Origin of the sequence: Mycoplasma sp. CSL7491-lung (assembly GCF_018913965.1) — a bacterium.
Classification (GTDB): domain Bacteria; phylum Bacillota_I; class Bacilli_A; order Mycoplasmatales; family Metamycoplasmataceae; genus Mycoplasmopsis.
The window spans coordinates 1-16,603 of the sequence record NZ_JAHMHG010000003.1 but is presented as its reverse complement, the minus strand read 5'-3'; the positions used below and the strand labels follow the sequence as shown (position 1 = coordinate 16,603).

The window sequence follows — 16,603 nt, the reverse complement described above, 5'->3', positions numbered from 1 at the left end:
ACAATTGATTCACTAGTTGATTTGTTAAAAGATAAATTTATTAAAAACAAGACAAAATATTAAATAATTTTGATAAATTAAAAGATTTAGAAAGTGAATTAATAAAATATAAAAAAGTATCCGATGAATTTAAAATAATTAAAAATTCTAATACTAAAAGTGAAATTATTGAAAAAATAGTTTCGAGCGAAATTAGCGATATACCAAAAATTATTGAAGATATTTTTAAAATATTAGATGATGAAAAACATTTTGAATTTAATAACGAATTAAGGTGCGAGAAAAAATTAGAATCAATTGTTAAAGAAAAAAATAAGTTTCTTTTAAAATGAATGAATTAGAAAAAGAATTAGAGAATTATTTAATAGAAAATGATGATATTAGTAAGTTAATAGAGACTAAAAAAAGAAAAATTAAGACAAAAAATTTTAGATTCTGATTTATATGTTGATGTTAAAGATAATTCAAATAAAAAGGTAGACATAGAAAATAATATAAAAAAATTATACGAAATTGATAAGGAAATTAATAATTTAGAAAATGACCAAATTCAAGAAAAGAAAGTGTTAAAAATAAAGTTAATGGTTTAAACAATAAAAAAGAAATTATTGAACCAAAAAAGAATTAGAAAAATTTATAGATTTGCAAGGTATAACAATTCAAATTAGTTAAAACGATTTGCAAGTTGGATATAATTAGCAAATTAGTGAAATATCCTTTAATTTCATAGATATAAATAAATATATTGTTAAATTTACTTATTTTTCTAAAGATGATAATTATGTAAAAAATAATCATATTGTAAGTAGTTATCTTTTTAATTCTTCAAAAAACACGAATTAATAAAAATAAATTTAAATGAATCTATTTTTCTAAAATGGAGTTATAAATCAAAGTCTAGAATAATACAATCCCTAAACGCTAATGCTTCGTTTTTGTTGGTTTATAAAGAAAAAGATCCTGCAGTTTTTTCTTTTACAAGTGGTTTTAATAATATTTCTATTTTTTCTGAATTATTCTATTATTTAAGTTTTAAAGTTTCTAAAACAAATGAAATATATATAATACAAATTTTAAAGAAAATAATCTTCATATAACAGAAATGAATGATTGGCAGTTTAAAGATAAATTTTTAACCTTAAGAGAAAAGTGGTTAGATTTTTTAACAGATAGAATTATAGAAGGTTCAATACAAAAAGGAAATTCTGAAAATTTAAATCAAAAACAAAATGTTGGTGTTTCGAAGCTTCTTAAATTTAAATTCAATAAATGATTGTTAAATAACACTAATTCCACATATACTACAAATAATTCGAAAAATAGAATTTATGTTTCGGGTATTTTATTAGGAAGTAAATTAAATAATAGTTTTGAAATTAATTCATTTGAGAGAGTGTCTATTTTAGGAGGAAATAATATTTACGAAAAAACTAATAAACCTATAAAAGAGTTTATATATGAAGTTGATACTAGTAGTTCAAATTATTGGGTATTAAGCGATAATACCCACTCTAATGAAAAAGATTACGAAAAAATATATAATATCATTTATAAAAGCATTCTATTTGCATTAGAAAATAATTTTAAAACCAAAAATAATTAATAATATGAACACAATTGTTATATTTGTGTTTTTATTTAGCTGTTTATATGATTTTTTACCTAAAATGATATAATAATTTATATTATAGAAAAGAGGTAAAAATGGCTTCAAAAGTTACTGCACATTGTGCTAAATGTAATATTAATTACACATATTTATTTGGAGAAAGTGATGAACTCATATTATTTAATATTTTTTTAGATGAATACAAAAAATCACAAATCGAATTATTTGATAGAGAAAAATTTATCAATCACTTTAAACCTATTTTTCTTAATAACATTCAAGAATTTAAAAATTTTTCTGAAGAAAATCAATTAGAACTTCTAAATAATAATTATGAAAAAGTAATAAATTTCTTCTTCCCGGAAGAAATAGAAATAATTAAAAAAAATATTGTTATGGGTCATACCATAGAAGTTTTTCCTATTATTAATACTAATTTAACCGAAACAGAGAGATCTATAGTTTCGGTTCCGATAATGAAAATTAAATTTTTATCAGGAGAAGAATATGTTCGCCAATATAGTAATAACGTGGCTTATGTTCAATTTACCCCTGACCAACAATTTTTAACTTGCCCTGTTCATTTAGATCTAACCGCACAATTTATTAGTGAAGAAAAAGTTTAACACACAAAATGTTAAACTTTTTTAAATTTCAAAACTTCCGTTGTAATTCAATTTGTATTCTTGTTTTGTTGATATTTCTATTTTGTTTAAGTAATCTTTCAATGTTTTAATATCAGAAAAATAAACGTTATAAAATTCCAAATATTTTTCGCTAAAAAATATTTTAATATCATTTTGACTTATGAATGTCGCATAAACATCAATCATTGTTTGAATTAGTTCAATTAACTGTTCTTTGCTATAAATTCTAAATTCATCTTCGTTTCAAGGTGCGACGACATTTTGGTATAAATATCAAGCTCCAATCGCTAATTTATTAAAATTAAAGCGAGCTTCTTTTGAATTTGTATTATTTTGATATTCTGAAAATAATATTACATTCAGTAAAAAGAAATGTTCCATTTGCTTTTTACTGAATAAAGGTTGATTTAATGTTTTGTATATTAATTCTATATTTTGTTTTGTTAAACCTTTTCTAAGTTCTAATAATTCCATAATATAATTAAAACATTTTTTAGTATATTTTTTATATTTAAATTTCATTAGAGCAATCTTTATCTATTAAACACTTTTAAAATTTAAAAAATTTTTTTTATTTTTTAAAAAAGTATGTATAATAATTTTACCTAAAAACAAATTAGGAAACTAAATCAAAAAAATATATTATTTTTATTGTTAAAAATATTTATATGCTATAATATATTACGCAAATACAAATGCCGATTTAGCTCAGCGGTAGAGCAGCTGGCTGTTAACCAGTTGGTCGCAGGTTCGATCCCCGCAATCGGCGCCATTTTATAAGGTCTGTTGGTGAAGCGGTTAACACACATGGTTTTCATCCATGCATACACGGGTTCGATCCCCGTACAGACTGCCATTTTGGAAGATTAGCTCAGCTGGGAGAGCGTCGCCCTTACAAGGCGAATGTCATGGGTTCGAGTCCCTTATCTTCCACCATTATTGCGCCGTCTTAGCTCAGTTGGTAGAGCAACTGACTTGTAATCAGTAGGTCGTAGGTTCGAGTCCTATAGACGGCACCATAGTGTGCTTTTTTTATTTATTATTTGTGTATTTTAAGTCACAATGCGCGGATGGTGAAATTGGCAGACACGCTAGATTTAGGCTCTAGTGCCTTACGGCATGAGGGTTCAAGTCCCTCTTCGCGCACCATTAGAACATTAATACTTAAAAAAAGTATTATTTTTTAAACATTTTTATTAACCTTTATAACAAACAAGACAAACAAGAAAGAAAAACTAAGGTATTGAATGACCTTATTTAGATGTGCCGTCATAGCTCAGTAGGTAGAGCACTTCCATGGTAAGGAAGGGGTCGCTGGTTCGAGTCCAGTTGTCGGCACCATTTTTTTATGCACTTTTTGATGGATAAATATACTTATTTTAGTATGTATGACATGGTTTAAATAAGTAAAAAGCAGAAAATTTAAGTTTTCTGCTTTTTATTATTCTCTTTTTCGTAATCAGAAACTGAAATAACTTTTTCATTTTCTAAATCATAGATTTGATATCCGCCAAAATCTTTTGCTTTATTTATTGCTTCATCTACGTTAGATACAACCATAAGATTATCTAAGATCAGTTCTTCTTCATCTGCATCATATCTATAACCTCAGTTTACATCATATTTTTGTTTAGCATCGTTAAAGAAATGGATTAATTCATTTTTTTGTGCTATAGTAAGATCGTCTAATTTTTTTATTCAATTTAAGCTAATTTTTAATGTTCCCAAATTTTCGTTTTTAAAAGCTACAATATAACCTTTTTTATCAGTAAAAACATTTCATCCGACTATGGGGATATTATCTTTTTGATTCAAAAGTTTTATATCACATAATTCTTTTTTAGCTTTAATATCTCATGCATTTTCATTAAAAAAACTAGCAATTTCAATGAACAAATTATCAAGATGATATCTAAGGGACTTACCTTTTAAAAAATTTACAAACCCTCTTATATACTCGTTGAATTCTTCTGTTTTTTTATTCTTTGCTTCTTCTTTATCCATTTTATCCTTAAATATTTATTTTATATTGATCAATAGTAAAAATTATATTACTTTTAATTTTTTTGAATTAATATTTTTTAAATAAATTAAAAATGATTACTAAGCAAAAAACATTAAAAAATTAACATTTTCAATGTTAATTTAATGTGTTATTTAATGTAAGGTGCTACTTGTTCTTTTAAAATTTCGTAAGGTACATAACCAGAGAAATCCTTCACTTCTTTGTCGCCTTTAAATACTTTAGTATACGGGATTCCTTGTACTCCGTTTTCGAGTGCAAATTCTCTATTGTGATCAATATTAACTCTTAAAACTTCAACATTATCATTAGAATCTAATTGTTCTAAAGAACCTTTATACATTCTACATGGACCGCATCAATCGGCGTAAAAAACAACTAATTTTGTTTTTTCGCTTTTTAATGCTTCAGAAATTATTTCTTTATTCGCTTCTTTTAGCATATCGCCTCCTTAATTTTTAAATATTAATAATTATATCATTTAATAAATAAAGTTAAAAAGTTTATTTTTATATTAAAAAATGACGAAAAAAGGTTTTTTTATATTTTTTTATTTAAAAAAAGATATAAAAAAAGCAGCTCCCTATTTTCACCAAGTGGCTATCGTCGGCGTAAAGAGGCTTAACTACTGAGTTCGGAATGGTATCAGGTGGACCCTCTTGCTATTGCTACTGATAATAGTATACACTATAAATTTAAAAACAAAAAATTTTTTTTATTTTTTTTTAAAATATTTTTTAGTTTGTAAAAGAACAAAAATAAAATTGCTATATAATTTATATTATTAGATCAAGAACAAATAAGGAGAAAACATGATTGAAGTACAAAATATTAGTAAAATTTTTAGTGATAAAAAATTATTTGAGAATGTTAATTTAAAATTTACAGAGGGTAATACATATGGAATTATAGGAGCAAATGGTGCTGGTAAGTCAACATTTTTAAAAATATTATCAGGTCAAATTGAAGCTACAAGTGGACAGATATTAGTTGAAAAAAATAAACGTATTTCTGTTCTTTCTCAAGACCATAATGCGTATGATCACATGAATGTTACCGATGTAGTTATTATGGGTAACACTGATTTATATGATGTTTTACAAGAAAAAAATGCTATTTACGCAAATCCAGACGCAACAATGGAAGATTACACAAGAGCCGGAGAATTGGAAGATAAATATGGTGAGTTGGGCGGATGAACCGCTGAAAACGATGCGCAAGAATTGCTAAGTAATTTATCTATACCTAAAGATAAGTGAAATGTTAATATGAGCGAATTAACCGCTAATCAAAAAATTAAAGTTTTATTAGCAAAAGCGTTATTTGGAAATCCTGATATTTTGATCATGGATGAACCAACTAACCATCTTGATTTACGTTCAATTAAATGATTAGAAAACTTCTTGATCGATTATCCTAATGTTGTTATTGTTGTTAGTCACGATAGCGATTTTCTAGATTCAATTTGTACACATATAGTTGATATTGATTATAACGAAGCAAAAATTTATACAGGTAATTACAGTTTTTGAAAACAATCATCAGAACTAGCGCGTGAGATGATGAAGCAAAGTAATCTTAAAAAAGAAGCTCAAATAGAAAAACTTAAAGATTTCATTGCTCGTTTTAGTGCAAATGCTTCAAAATCAAAACAAGCAACCTCAAGAAAAAAAGCTTTAGAAAAAATTTCTTTAGATGAGATTAAACCTTCCAATCGTAAATATCCATATATTCGTTGAGATATGAATCGTGATCACGGAAAACAAATTTTAAATGTTGAAAATTTAACATATAAAAATGATTTGGGACAAACACTTTTTGAAAATGTTTCGTTTACATTAAGACCAGGTGAAAAAATGGTAATTGTTGGTGATGATGATATCGCAAAAACAAGATTACTTGAAATAATTTTTGGTGAGCGTGAAGCTACTTCAGGCACCGTTGAGTGAGGACAAACAATTACACCTAGTTATTTTCCTAATGATAATGCAAAATATTTTAATACTGAAGAAAATATTTTAGAGTGAATCTCGAAATGACCATTATTAAATAAAATAAAAGAAAATCAAGAAAATGATGATGCTAGAATGCGTGGTTTTTTAGGTAGAATGTTATTTAGCGCAGATTCAGTATTCAAAAAAGTTAATGTAACTAGTGGTGGAGAAAAAGCGCGCTTGATGTTTTCTAGAATGATGCTTTTGGAATCAAATTTTATTATACTAGATCAACCTCTTGATCACTTAGATACCGAAAGTATTGATTCGGTAATTGAAGGTGTTCAAAATTACAAAGGTGGCGCAATTTTTACTACCTATAATAGAGCTTTCGTTAATCAATGTGCTGATGTTATATTAGAGTTACAATCTGCAACAAAAAGTTTTTTATTTAGAGGTACTCTAGAAGAATATGAAGAAATTATGATGCAGGATAATTAATGAATCGTTTTTTTGTTAATAAAAAAGAAGATAATTACTTTATTTTAGATAAAGAAGCTCAAAAACATATTAAAGTTTTAAGACTAGATGGCAAAAAAATTATTTGCGTTTATGAAAATAATTTTTTTGAATGCTTAGTTGATTTTGATAAAGCTCATATTATAAAAGAGATTAATGAAAATCATGAATTACAAAATGATATTATTTTATTAATGAGTTTAATAAAATACGATCGTTTCGAATGGCTTTTACAAAAAAGTACAGAATTGGGAGTTAAAAAAATAATCCCTTTAATAACAGAACATACTAATGGTGAATTATATTCATTCAATAAGTTTGAAAAAAAACGCCAACGCTTTGAGGAAATCTTAAAAAATGCAGCTGAACAGTCTTTTAGAAATCAAATTCCAACATTGGGGGAGTTGACAAAGCTATCTAATATTGATTTTAAAAAAGATTATAAAATATATATAGCTCACGAAAAAATTAACTCAGAAAATAACCAAATTCCAAGCGAAATCGAAAAAAATGTTTATTTTGTTGTAGGTCCTGAAGGTGGATTTTCAAATTTAGAATTAGATAAATTAGTTTTAGACAATAAAAATGTTAATTTAGTATCTTTAGGTAAAAGGATATTAAGAGCAGAAACAGCGGCAATATATATGCTCTCAAAAATAAAAAATTCTTAATATAGTTAAGTTATTGTGTATAAACTTAACATATCAAGAATTTTTTTAAATATGACTTAAAAACATTATCATAAAAACATTTTTTTGGTAAAATAATGAATATAAAATAATCAAATCATAATTAGGAGAAAATTAAATGAAAATTACAGATAAAAGAACTAAATTAGTTGCTACTATCGGACCTTCAAGTGATAATATTGACACATTACGTACATTGATTGAAAATGGTGTAACAACAATTAGAGCTAACTTTAGTCATGGTTCTCACGAAGAACAAGCTAATAAATTTAAAATAGCTAAAGAACTTTCAAAAGAACTTAGAATTCCGGTTTCATTAATGTTAGATACAAAGGGACCTGAAATTCGTGTAGGAAAAATGAAAGATGGTGCTCAAGTTATTGTTGCTGGATCTACAGTTTTAATTCATACAACACAAGATAAATACCTTAACTTTGAAGGAACACCAACAGAAATTACAGTCGCATATGACATGGCTAGAGATTTAGTTGTTGGTAACCAAGTTTTAATTGATGATGGTAAATTATCAACAGTAGTTACAGAAGTTGGTGAAGGGTATGTGAAAGTTAAAGCAGAAAACACACATAAAGTAAAAACAAATAAACGTGTTAACTTACCAGGTGTAGATTTCTCACTTCCTTTCTTAGCAGAAAAAGACATTAATGATATTAAATTTGGTATTACTCAAGGTATTAATTATGTTGCAGCTTCTTTTGTTAACTCAGCTAGAAATGTAAATGAATTAAGACAATTATTAAAAGAAAATGGTGGATCACATATTCAAATTATTTCTAAAATTGAATCACATTTAGGATGTGTAAATATCGATGAAATTATTGAAGCATCAGATGGGATTATGGTAGCTCGTGGTGATTTAGGTTTAGAAATTCCTTACTACGATGTTCCTTACCACCAAAAAAATATGATTAGAAAAGCTCGTGAAGCTGGTAAACCAGTTATTGTCGCTACACAAATGTTAGATTCAATGGAAAATACACCACATCCAACACGTGCAGAAGTAACTGACGTTTATTATGCAGTTGAATTAGGTGCTGATTCTACAATGTTATCAGGTGAAAGTGCAAACGGTTCATTCCCTCTTGAAGCGGTTAAAACAATGACAGCTATTTCAAAACGTGCTGAAAAAGAATTTTACTCAAGAAATTACTATGAAAGACAACTTGAAAAAGTTTGAGCAAATTCAAATCAATCAGACAAAAGAACAAAAATAGCTTATGAAATTGCTAAAAAAGCAAAAGATGGTGATTATAAATTTGCGGTTGTTTTATCAAGAACAGGTGAATTATTAAAACATGTTTCTAAATTTAGACCTAATACAATTACAATTGGTGTTTTAAATAACGATAAATTAATTAATGGATTCGGAGCATACTCTGGTGTATTTGTTTCAGTTGATTCGTTAGATCTATTCGATAAAGTTAAAGCTGATAATTCATTAGCTGAAGAAGCCTTAAGACCATATGGAATTCAAAAAGGTGATAAATACTTAGTTGTTGAAAATGAAAGATTTACAGAACACGAAGTTAAATAATATATAATATAATAAATTAAAGTGCTTAGGCACTTTTTTGTTTAATTTTGCAAGTTAAAAATTTAAAAAATAAATAATTTTTTTTGATTTAAAGATTTTATATGCTATAATATATAAGCAAAATTAAATGGGGGGATAGCAAAGCGGCCAAATGCGGGTGGCTGTAACCCACTTTCTTAGGATTCGGGGGTTCGAATCCCTCTCCCCCCACCATTTATTGTCCCATAGCCAAGCGGTAAGGCATCGGGTTTTGGTTCCGACATGCGTTAGTTCGAATCTAACTGGGACAGCCATATCACTCTAAAAAGAGTGTTTTTTTATACTTTTTTGCCCTAAAAATTACTTATTTGCATTTTTCTAAATATTTTTTTGTTATATAATTAAGTTAATATGAATAAAGAAAAACAAATAGATAAAATTACTCCAATGGAGTTGGATTTTGCAAAATGATATACAGATGTTGTGAAAAACGGAGATCTTATAGCGTATGGACCAACTAAAGGTTCTATTATTTATAAACCAAATTCTTATGGTATTTGAGAATTAATACAAAAAGAATTAAACGACATATTTAAATCAAAAGGAATTCAAAATGTTTATTTGCCTCTTTTGATTCCAGAAAATTTATTTCAACTTGAAAAAGAACATATTGAAGGTTTTAACCCTGAGTTAGCTACAGTTACAAAAGTAGGAGACAAAGAGTTAAGCGAAAAATTATTTATTAGACCTACTTCGGAAGTTTTATTTGCTGATTTGTTTAAAAAAACAATTAATTCTTATAACGATTTACCTATTGTTTACAATCAATGAGCAAATGTTTTGAGATGAGAAAAAACCACAAATCCTTTTTTACGTACAAGAGAATTTTTATGACAAGAAGGTCATACATGCCATGATAACGCATGAGAAGCACGTAAATTAACAAGAGAAATGATTTCTACATACGCAAAATTTTTGAAAAATTATTTAGCTATCCCAACAATAGTAGGTAAAAAAACCCCAAGGGAAAAATTTGCTGGTGCGTGTTCTACTTATACTATAGAGGCTATGATGAAGGATGGTAAAGCTTTACAATCTGGTACAAGTCATTACTTAAACCAAAACTTTTCTAAGCCATACGGGATTAAATTTAAAAATAAAGACAACAAAGAAGAATATGTTTATCAGACTTCATGAGGAGTGACTACGCGTTTATTAGGTGCTATAATTATGACACATGGTGATAATAGAGGTGTAATAATACCTCCTAAAGTTGCACCTATTCAAGTTGATATTCTTGAATTATTTGCGAAAAAAGATCCTAAAGTTCATCAAATTGCTAAAGAAATTAAGAGTAAAATCGGAAGAAAATTTAGAGTACGTTTAGATTCATCAGATAAAAACCCTGGATTTAAAGCTTCGAATAGTGAAATACAAGGTGTTCCGATACGGATTGAGGTAGGTCCTAGAGACTTAGCAGAAAATAAAGTCCTAGTAGTACGTAGAGATACTTTAGAAAAACAATTAGTTGAAATAGAAAAACTAAAAGAGTTAATACCAATATTACTTGATAATATCCATAATAATTTGTATGATTCAGCACAAAAAAGATTAGAAGAAAATACTGAATATGTATATAACTATGACGACTTTAAAGAGAAAATTAAAGAAAATAAATTTTTAGTTGCTCCATTTTGTTGTGACGACTATGTTGAGGGTAAGATTAAAGAAGAGACGGGTGCAACAGCGAGATGTATACCTATTAAGTCGTTCAAAAAACCTAACAAAGATAGTAAGTGTTTTTTTGATGGTTGCGATAAGTCTACTAATAGGTATGTTGTATTTGCAAAAGCATACTAAAACTGAAAAAAATTTCATATTTTATAAAAATAAAAGGGGAAAGAGGCGACTTTTTTCCTTTTTTAGTTCATTTTTGACAAATTTCCAAAAAAATTTATATAAATAAAGTGGGAGGGGTATTTGAAAATGAACGAATTAAATGCAGATGTAGAAACAAAAGCTTTAGAAGAATTGAGGTTACAAGATTTAATTAAGGAAGTCGAAAATGACAAAGAACTTTATGTTTATGAGCATAAACTTGTCGAAATGATCTTTAAAACCCATTGAAAATTTAGAGAAATATTTAAAAGAAAGTTAATGGGAGAAACTTTTAAAGAAAGGTTTTATCATAAAAAAATAAATGAAAAACAAAAAGAATGATTGCTTAAGATGGCTGAAGGGAAAAATAGCATTGTAAGAATGATTTTAGATAATATGACACATAAGCATTCGTGAATACTTGAAAAATGTTATTTAGATAAAAACACAATGGATAATACGTTGTGATATGAACAACATTTTTCCAAAACTACTTTTTATAAAGTTAAACGTGAGGCGGTAAAGGAATTTGTTTCATACTATACAGGAATATTCAACTAATGACATTAATTCAATTAATAAACAATTAGTATATGAATACAATAACTTTAGAATTGATAGACGTGTTTATAAAGAATCAATTAATTTGGATTATCAAATTGAAATTTTTAATTATAAAAATAACAATGATTTATATTTATTTTGTGATTTCTTCAGCAATAAAGTTTATAAAGAATGAGTTATCGAGTTATGATATAAAGGAACAAAAAAATTAAGTTCGAATAATTCAAATTTTATTGCAAACATTTCATCTCTTAATAAGTCGAAAGCAGAAGAAGTTAATAATTTTAAAATTATAATTAAATCTAAAAAAACAAGCAAGATTGTTGAAAGTGTCGAGTTTAATAGATATTTAAATGATAATGTTGAAATTTTTAAAATGGAGAATAAAACTAATTTATTAAAAATACATTATTCTTCTATTTTTAGAATAAAAAATAACCAAGTGTTAAATTATAAAAAATATTGAAATTTAATCTTTAATCTTGAGAATTTAAAGTGTGCTATACCAATTTTTAATGTTTTAAACTTATTTATAACTTTCGATGCAAATTCAATAAATTTAAAATCATATAAAATAACTTCCTTGGATTTTAATGTAAGGAAAATTAACTTAAATATTAACGGTTTAGGATTAGAAAATGAAAAAATAAAATTAAAAGGTATACGTAAAATATTACAAAATAATGAAAATAAATTTGATTTAATTGATTTTTATATAGATGAATATATTAAATATTTACCCGATGAAAAAAGATATATTAAATCTTTAGGCGAAAATAGTAATAAAAAAATAGTTATACCTAAAAATTACAGTGGTAAATTGATTTTTATATTTGAATTAGAAACGACTTTTGGTAATTTTAAAATTTTGAAAGAAATTAATTTTGATAATAATCTAGAAGAAAGAAAAGCAAAAAAATTTGAAATAAATGACATAACAGATCAAAGAGTTTTTTTGAATAAAATAAAGTATACTGTTTCATTTAGAGATTTTTATAATTTAAAAAATGAAAATGATATTAGTTATTTTTTAAAGAAAAATGAAGAATATCAAATCGATTTATAAATTATTAGCTTTTGCTATAATTGCTAGTTTTGTAGCAGGATTATCATATTATGGTTATTTAAAAATAATAGAGCAAAAAAACAATTTAAAAAATAATATTCCAAAAGGAGAAAATGATAATTTTAGCGTAAAAAATTCATTTATTTTCCCGGATATCGATAAAAAATCATTAGTTAATTTTATTAAAAAAAATGAATTTGGAGAAGATTACATAGATCAAGAAATAGTCAGAAATTTAATATATAATTTAATACTAAATTCAAATATTAGCGATGCACAGTTGGATTTTGATTTTGTACAAAGAAGTGATAAAGAAATAGAAGTTTATATTGAAGTTAATTATAAAAAAGAAAAATATCACAAAGTATACGAAATTAAAATTTAATTGATATAATTAAAATATGAGTTTAGATTATGAAAAATGAATTATGAGTCAAATAGAACGCTTATCTAAGAAAAAAGTTAATTATGATGCGTATATAAAAGATATTAATATTGATTCTTTGGACTTAGCAGAAGTAATTATTAATCTAGAGGAAAAATATGGAATTGTAATTTCTGATGAGGAAATTTTAAATATTGAAAAAGTAAAAGATGTACTAGAATTAGTTTCAAAAAAGGTTGGTGAAAAGTAAGCTATTTTAATTTTATGATTAGAATAGCTCACTTTTTATTCTATGTTTTATAAATACCATAAATCAACTGGCACTATGACAAATAAAAGTGTTAGAGGTTTATCTAAAGTTCTCTTAACAAAAAAAATAGGACATACCGGAATTTTAGATCCTTTAGCTTCTGGATTAGTAATAGTTGCGACTGATTATGATACTAAATTGTTAGAATACATCAATCATAAAAATAAAATTTATATTGCAAATTCCAAGTTTAATTTAGGTTCTGATACTTTAGATATTGATGGAGAACTTAGAAGCTATAATTTTCCAAAAATAAAATTAGAAGAACTTAAAAAAGCTATTGAGACAGTATCAAAAAGACAATCCCAAATTCCACCTAAATTTAGTTCTAAAAAAATAAATGGACAACATGCTTACAAGCTAGCAAGAGAAGGAAAAGAGTTTGAATTAAAACCTCAAAAAATTAAAGTACTAGAATATGAATTAATTAGTTTTGATTATGATAAACAAGAATACGAAATTATGTTTAATGTTTCTGAAGGAACTTATATAAGAACTTTGTTATATGATATATCTTTAGAGTTAAATAACTCTAGTGTTATGACTTCGTTAAAAAGAATTGGAGTTGGTAAAATATTATTAGATAATTTAGAAATTCAAAAGTATGAAAAAATAAGTTTTGATTTGCTTTTTGATATAAATTCTATTTCTTTAACAGAGGAAATTTATATAAAAGTATTTAATGGTCAAAGTTTTAGAATTTCAAAAAAAGATGAAAATGTTTTCTTTATTAAAAATATTAATAATGATGTTTGTTGTGTAGGTAAAATTAAAGATAATTTTTTTTACCCTAAAAAAGTTTTTAAGGAAAGGTTATTATGGAAATAAAAAAATTAGAAGAAATAATTAAATTAGCTGCTTTTGATGTTGATGAAACACTTTTACCAAATGGATATACAAAGTTTTCGGAGAATACAAAATCTATTTTTAGCAACTTAAATAAGAAAGGTATTAAAACCGTCATTTCTACTGCTAGAGAGTTTGCTACAATAGGCGATTTTTTAGAACAATTATACCCAGTAGATTATTTTATGGGTGCTAACGGTGCGTTCATATGGGATGTTCAAAATAAAAAATTTATTTTTAAAAATACATTAAAACGTGACCAAGTTATTAAGTTATATAATGAGTTTGGGGAAAAGGTTAGAGGTTTTGCGGTTAGTGATTTTGATAAAATTTATAATTCGAAAGATATGAATTTAAATACTTGATTTATTAAACCGTTCGTTCAAAATTATCACGCCTTCGATCCTGATTTAATAGGAGATGAAGATTTATACTTAATTACAATAACTTCAACAGAAAATTTAAGAGAATTATATGAAGAATTTAAGGAATTTATAACTAAAAATAATTTAGATATGGAAATATCATCGCGTTGATCTAAAGGTTTTTTTATAAATCCTTTATCAGTTAATAAAAGTACTACTTTAAATTTTTTACTTAATAAATTAGAATTAAGTTATGATAATTTAATTAGTTTTGGTGATAGTTCAAATGATTTTGAAATGATTAGAGATGCATATTATGGGGTGGCAATGCAAAGAGCCGGAGAAAAAATTAAAGCCGTTGCTAATGATATTGCGTTAGATTCCGTTTATGATGGTGTTTATTTAAAATTAAAAGAATTGAAATTGATTTAAAATTGAAAAATAGCGATTTGCTTGTTTATAACTTAAATAATTTTGAAACAAAAGATAATGACACTTTTCTAATCGGAGCCTTTGAATCTTTTCATTTAGGACATTATCAACTTTATAAAGAATTAATAAAATACGAAGGAAGAAAAATATTAATTAATTTTAGTAACTTAGACACAAAAAATTTATTTCATAGTGATATTTTTTACACAAATAAATCTAAATATTTTTCTATTTCGGAATTAGATTTCGATTCAATCATTGAATTAAATTTTTCAGAGATAAAAAATTTGGACGGAATTGAATTTATAAAAAAAATAGTTCAAAATAAAAAGGTAACTTTTATTGCTGGTAGCGACTTTAAATTTGGTCAAAACGCACAATATAAATTATCTGATATACCTTTTTATTTAAAAAATGTTGAAATAAAAAATGTTGAAATTTTTAAATTATTAAATACTAAAATTAGTTCAAGTATGATAAAAGAGTCATTAAAATTTGGAGATATTGATTTGGTTAATGAATTATTAGTTTCTAATTATGTTTTCAATGCTACGTTAAAAGAAGATTTAGTACTAGATTTACCATTGCATTTGATGAAGATGGAATCGGGGATATACTCGTCTTTTATGCACATAAATGATTTAGTTTTTTTCACTTGTCTATACGTAGATTATAAAAAAGAATATAAATTATTTATTTTAGACTTTAAAGAAAACTTAGAATTGAATTTATTTTATAATAAAGAGGTTTTTGTTGAGGTTTTAAGTAAGATTAGAAAAATATCAGATAAAAATATGGACAAAGTTTTTGAAGATGATCTTTTAGAAACTAAAAATTATTTTCTAAATAAATATTCTAATTATAAAAAATAATTTTTATGTTATAATTCGTAAGCATTTCAAAAGTATGCAAAACACAAATTTTAACTAGGTTTAATTTAAATTTTAAAAATTATGCTTGGTTAAAACATAATTTTATTTATTTAAGGAGAATTATGGTTTCAAAAACAAGAAAAGCTGAATTAGTCTCACAATTCGGTAAAAATGCAAAAGATACAGGTAATGTATCTGTCCAAATCGCTATTTTAACAGAAGATATTGAAAAATTAAAACCACATTTTTCAAATAATCCAAAAGATAACCACTCACGTAGAGGTTTCTTAGCAAAAATTTCTCAACGTAAAGTTTTATTAAAACATTTAAAAGCATCTGATTTAAACGAATACAACAAAGTAACTGATTTATTAAAAATTCGTAAATAATTTTTATTATTTATATTTTAAGTTTATAAAATAACTAAGAGGTTTAATAATATGGCAAGAAAATGTCAAATATCAGGTGTTGGTCCACAATCAGGAAACAAACGTTCACATGCTTTGAATGCATCAAAGAGAAAATTTAATGTTAATTTACAAAAGGTGAGAGTTACTATCGATGGACAGAGAATGTCATTGAGAGTTTCAGCAAAAACTTTAAAAACTTTAAAATCAAAAGGTTTATTATAAAAAAATAAAAAAATGCAAAAAAGCATTTTTTTATTTTTTTATATAGTTTATAATTATATTAACGCATTTAATTTTGAGATGTTTAAAAAAATAAATCAAAAAAAATAAAAAATAACTTTTTGTTATTAATAAAATGTGTTATAATAATTTGGCTATCAATTATTAAGATAGTTAAATAGAAGTTCTTTGAAAACTAGATATATACAATAAACATGACAGTCAATTTTTTCGAGAGTTTGATCCTGGCTCAGGATGAACGCTGGCTGTGTGCCTAATACATGCATGTCGAGCGGAGTTCTTC

Annotated in this window: 18 protein-coding genes, 8 tRNA genes and 2 rRNA genes; 24 read left to right on the top strand and 4 right to left on the bottom strand. The window is 25.4% G+C overall.

The features are described from left to right. The first annotated feature begins 1,102 nt into the window (after window positions 1–1,102). Together KQ876_RS02770 and KQ876_RS02765 are read left to right on the top strand one after the other, a co-directional pair. Entirely contained in the window at window positions 1,103–1,603 is a 501-nt protein-coding gene (locus KQ876_RS02770) for a hypothetical protein (protein WP_205852254.1), read from the top strand. 101 nt (window positions 1,604–1,704) lie between these two features. Then, the gene (locus KQ876_RS02765; RefSeq protein WP_205852255.1) at window positions 1,705–2,235 is read left to right on the top strand and encodes a hypothetical protein; all 531 of its coding nucleotides are present in this window, start codon (window positions 1,705–1,707) and stop codon (window positions 2,233–2,235) included. Window positions 2,236–2,256: 21 nt separating this feature from the next. On the opposite strand, the gene KQ876_RS02760 is transcribed toward KQ876_RS02765, so the two are convergent. After that, window positions 2,257–2,730 carry a hypothetical protein gene (locus KQ876_RS02760; RefSeq protein WP_205852697.1) on the bottom strand — a complete coding sequence of 158 codons (474 nt, stop codon included), beginning with the start codon at window positions 2,728–2,730 and terminating at the stop codon, window positions 2,257–2,259. A gap of 223 nt (window positions 2,731–2,953) precedes the next feature. Here KQ876_RS02760 and KQ876_RS02755 point away from each other — a divergent pair. The 6 genes from KQ876_RS02755 to KQ876_RS02730 all read left to right on the top strand — a co-directional run bounded on the left by KQ876_RS02755 (window position 2,954) and on the right by KQ876_RS02730 (window position 3,597). Beyond that, window positions 2,954–3,028: transfer RNA gene (locus tag KQ876_RS02755), tRNA-Asn, on the top strand. A gap of 8 nt (window positions 3,029–3,036) precedes the next feature. Then, window positions 3,037–3,112, top strand: a tRNA-Glu gene (locus KQ876_RS02750). A gap of 4 nt (window positions 3,113–3,116) precedes the next feature. Continuing rightward, window positions 3,117–3,192, top strand: a tRNA-Val gene (locus KQ876_RS02745). Between the two features lie 7 nt (window positions 3,193–3,199). Next, a tRNA-Thr gene (locus tag KQ876_RS02740) sits at window positions 3,200–3,275 on the top strand. Window positions 3,276–3,320: 45 nt separating this feature from the next. Then, window positions 3,321–3,405, top strand: a tRNA-Leu gene (locus KQ876_RS02735). 116 nt (window positions 3,406–3,521) lie between these two features. Next, a tRNA-Thr gene (locus tag KQ876_RS02730) sits at window positions 3,522–3,597 on the top strand. Between the two features lie 81 nt (window positions 3,598–3,678). Here KQ876_RS02730 and KQ876_RS02725 read toward each other — a convergent pair. The 3 genes from KQ876_RS02725 to rrf form a co-directional block, all read right to left on the bottom strand. Beyond that, window positions 3,679–4,260 carry a hypothetical protein gene (locus KQ876_RS02725; protein ID WP_205852257.1) on the bottom strand — a complete coding sequence of 194 codons (582 nt, stop codon included), beginning with the start codon at window positions 4,258–4,260 and terminating at the stop codon, window positions 3,679–3,681. Between the two features lie 149 nt (window positions 4,261–4,409). Continuing rightward, on the bottom strand, window positions 4,410–4,721 hold the full coding sequence (locus KQ876_RS02720) for a co-chaperone YbbN (protein ID WP_205852258.1): 312 nt from the start codon (window positions 4,719–4,721) through the stop codon (window positions 4,410–4,412). A gap of 128 nt (window positions 4,722–4,849) precedes the next feature. Beyond that, a 5S ribosomal RNA gene (gene rrf / locus KQ876_RS02715) occupies window positions 4,850–4,955 on the bottom strand. A 136-nt stretch (window positions 4,956–5,091) separates the two neighbouring features. Between rrf and KQ876_RS02710 the strand changes: the two genes are divergently transcribed. The 16 genes from KQ876_RS02710 to KQ876_RS02635 all read left to right on the top strand — a co-directional run. Then, entirely contained in the window at window positions 5,092–6,714 is a 1,623-nt protein-coding gene (locus tag KQ876_RS02710; RefSeq protein ID WP_205852259.1) for an ABC-F family ATP-binding cassette domain-containing protein, read from the top strand. Further along, window positions 6,714–7,403, top strand: a complete 690-nt coding sequence (locus tag KQ876_RS02705; RefSeq protein WP_205852260.1) for a 16S rRNA (uracil(1498)-N(3))-methyltransferase — start codon at window positions 6,714–6,716, stop codon at window positions 7,401–7,403. Before KQ876_RS02710 ends, KQ876_RS02705 begins: the two co-directional genes overlap by 1 nt. Window positions 7,404–7,539: 136 nt before the next feature. Next, window positions 7,540–8,973, top strand: coding sequence for a pyruvate kinase (gene pyk / locus KQ876_RS02700; protein WP_205852261.1), 1,434 nt, complete (start codon window positions 7,540–7,542; stop codon window positions 8,971–8,973). A 129-nt stretch (window positions 8,974–9,102) separates the two neighbouring features. Further along, window positions 9,103–9,186 (top strand) — tRNA-Tyr (locus KQ876_RS02695). Window positions 9,187–9,191: 5 nt separating this feature from the next. Beyond that, window positions 9,192–9,266, top strand: a tRNA-Gln gene (locus tag KQ876_RS02690). A 97-nt stretch (window positions 9,267–9,363) separates the two neighbouring features. Beyond that, window positions 9,364–10,812 carry a proline--tRNA ligase gene (proS, locus tag KQ876_RS02685; protein WP_205852262.1) on the top strand — a complete coding sequence of 483 codons (1,449 nt, stop codon included), beginning with the start codon at window positions 9,364–9,366 and terminating at the stop codon, window positions 10,810–10,812. A 126-nt stretch (window positions 10,813–10,938) separates the two neighbouring features. After that, window positions 10,939–11,391, top strand: coding sequence for an MG284/MPN403 family protein (locus KQ876_RS02680; protein ID WP_216490160.1), 453 nt, complete (start codon window positions 10,939–10,941; stop codon window positions 11,389–11,391). Further along, window positions 11,360–12,460, top strand: coding sequence for a hypothetical protein (locus KQ876_RS02675; RefSeq protein WP_205852264.1), 1,101 nt, complete (start codon window positions 11,360–11,362; stop codon window positions 12,458–12,460). The genes KQ876_RS02680 and KQ876_RS02675 overlap by 32 nt, the downstream gene beginning before the upstream one ends. Continuing rightward, on the top strand, window positions 12,435–12,845 hold the full coding sequence (locus tag KQ876_RS02670; RefSeq protein ID WP_205852265.1) for an MHO_1590 family protein: 411 nt from the start codon (window positions 12,435–12,437) through the stop codon (window positions 12,843–12,845). The genes KQ876_RS02675 and KQ876_RS02670 overlap by 26 nt, the downstream gene beginning before the upstream one ends. Before the next feature lie 16 nt (window positions 12,846–12,861). After that, on the top strand, window positions 12,862–13,095 hold the full coding sequence (locus KQ876_RS02665) for a phosphopantetheine-binding protein (protein WP_308699364.1): 234 nt from the start codon (window positions 12,862–12,864) through the stop codon (window positions 13,093–13,095). A 75-nt stretch (window positions 13,096–13,170) separates the two neighbouring features. Further along, entirely contained in the window at window positions 13,171–13,983 is an 813-nt protein-coding gene (locus KQ876_RS02660) for a tRNA pseudouridine(55) synthase TruB (protein WP_205852693.1), read from the top strand. Beyond that, on the top strand, window positions 13,974–14,798 hold the full coding sequence (locus tag KQ876_RS02655; RefSeq protein ID WP_241006976.1) for a YcsE-related riboflavin metabolism phosphatase: 825 nt from the start codon (window positions 13,974–13,976) through the stop codon (window positions 14,796–14,798). Before KQ876_RS02660 ends, KQ876_RS02655 begins: the two co-directional genes overlap by 10 nt. Before the next feature lie 2 nt (window positions 14,799–14,800). Next, a complete protein-coding gene (locus tag KQ876_RS02650; protein ID WP_205852268.1) occupies window positions 14,801–15,670 on the top strand; it encodes an FAD synthase in 870 nt (289 codons plus the stop codon). 122 nt (window positions 15,671–15,792) lie between these two features. Beyond that, window positions 15,793–16,059, top strand: a complete 267-nt coding sequence (rpsO, locus tag KQ876_RS02645; RefSeq protein ID WP_205852269.1) for a 30S ribosomal protein S15 — start codon at window positions 15,793–15,795, stop codon at window positions 16,057–16,059. Between the two features lie 51 nt (window positions 16,060–16,110). After that, the gene (gene rpmB, locus KQ876_RS02640; protein ID WP_205852270.1) at window positions 16,111–16,302 is read left to right on the top strand and encodes a 50S ribosomal protein L28; all 192 of its coding nucleotides are present in this window, start codon (window positions 16,111–16,113) and stop codon (window positions 16,300–16,302) included. Between the two features lie 224 nt (window positions 16,303–16,526). Continuing rightward, window positions 16,527–16,603 (top strand): 16S ribosomal RNA (locus KQ876_RS02635); the annotation flags it as partial.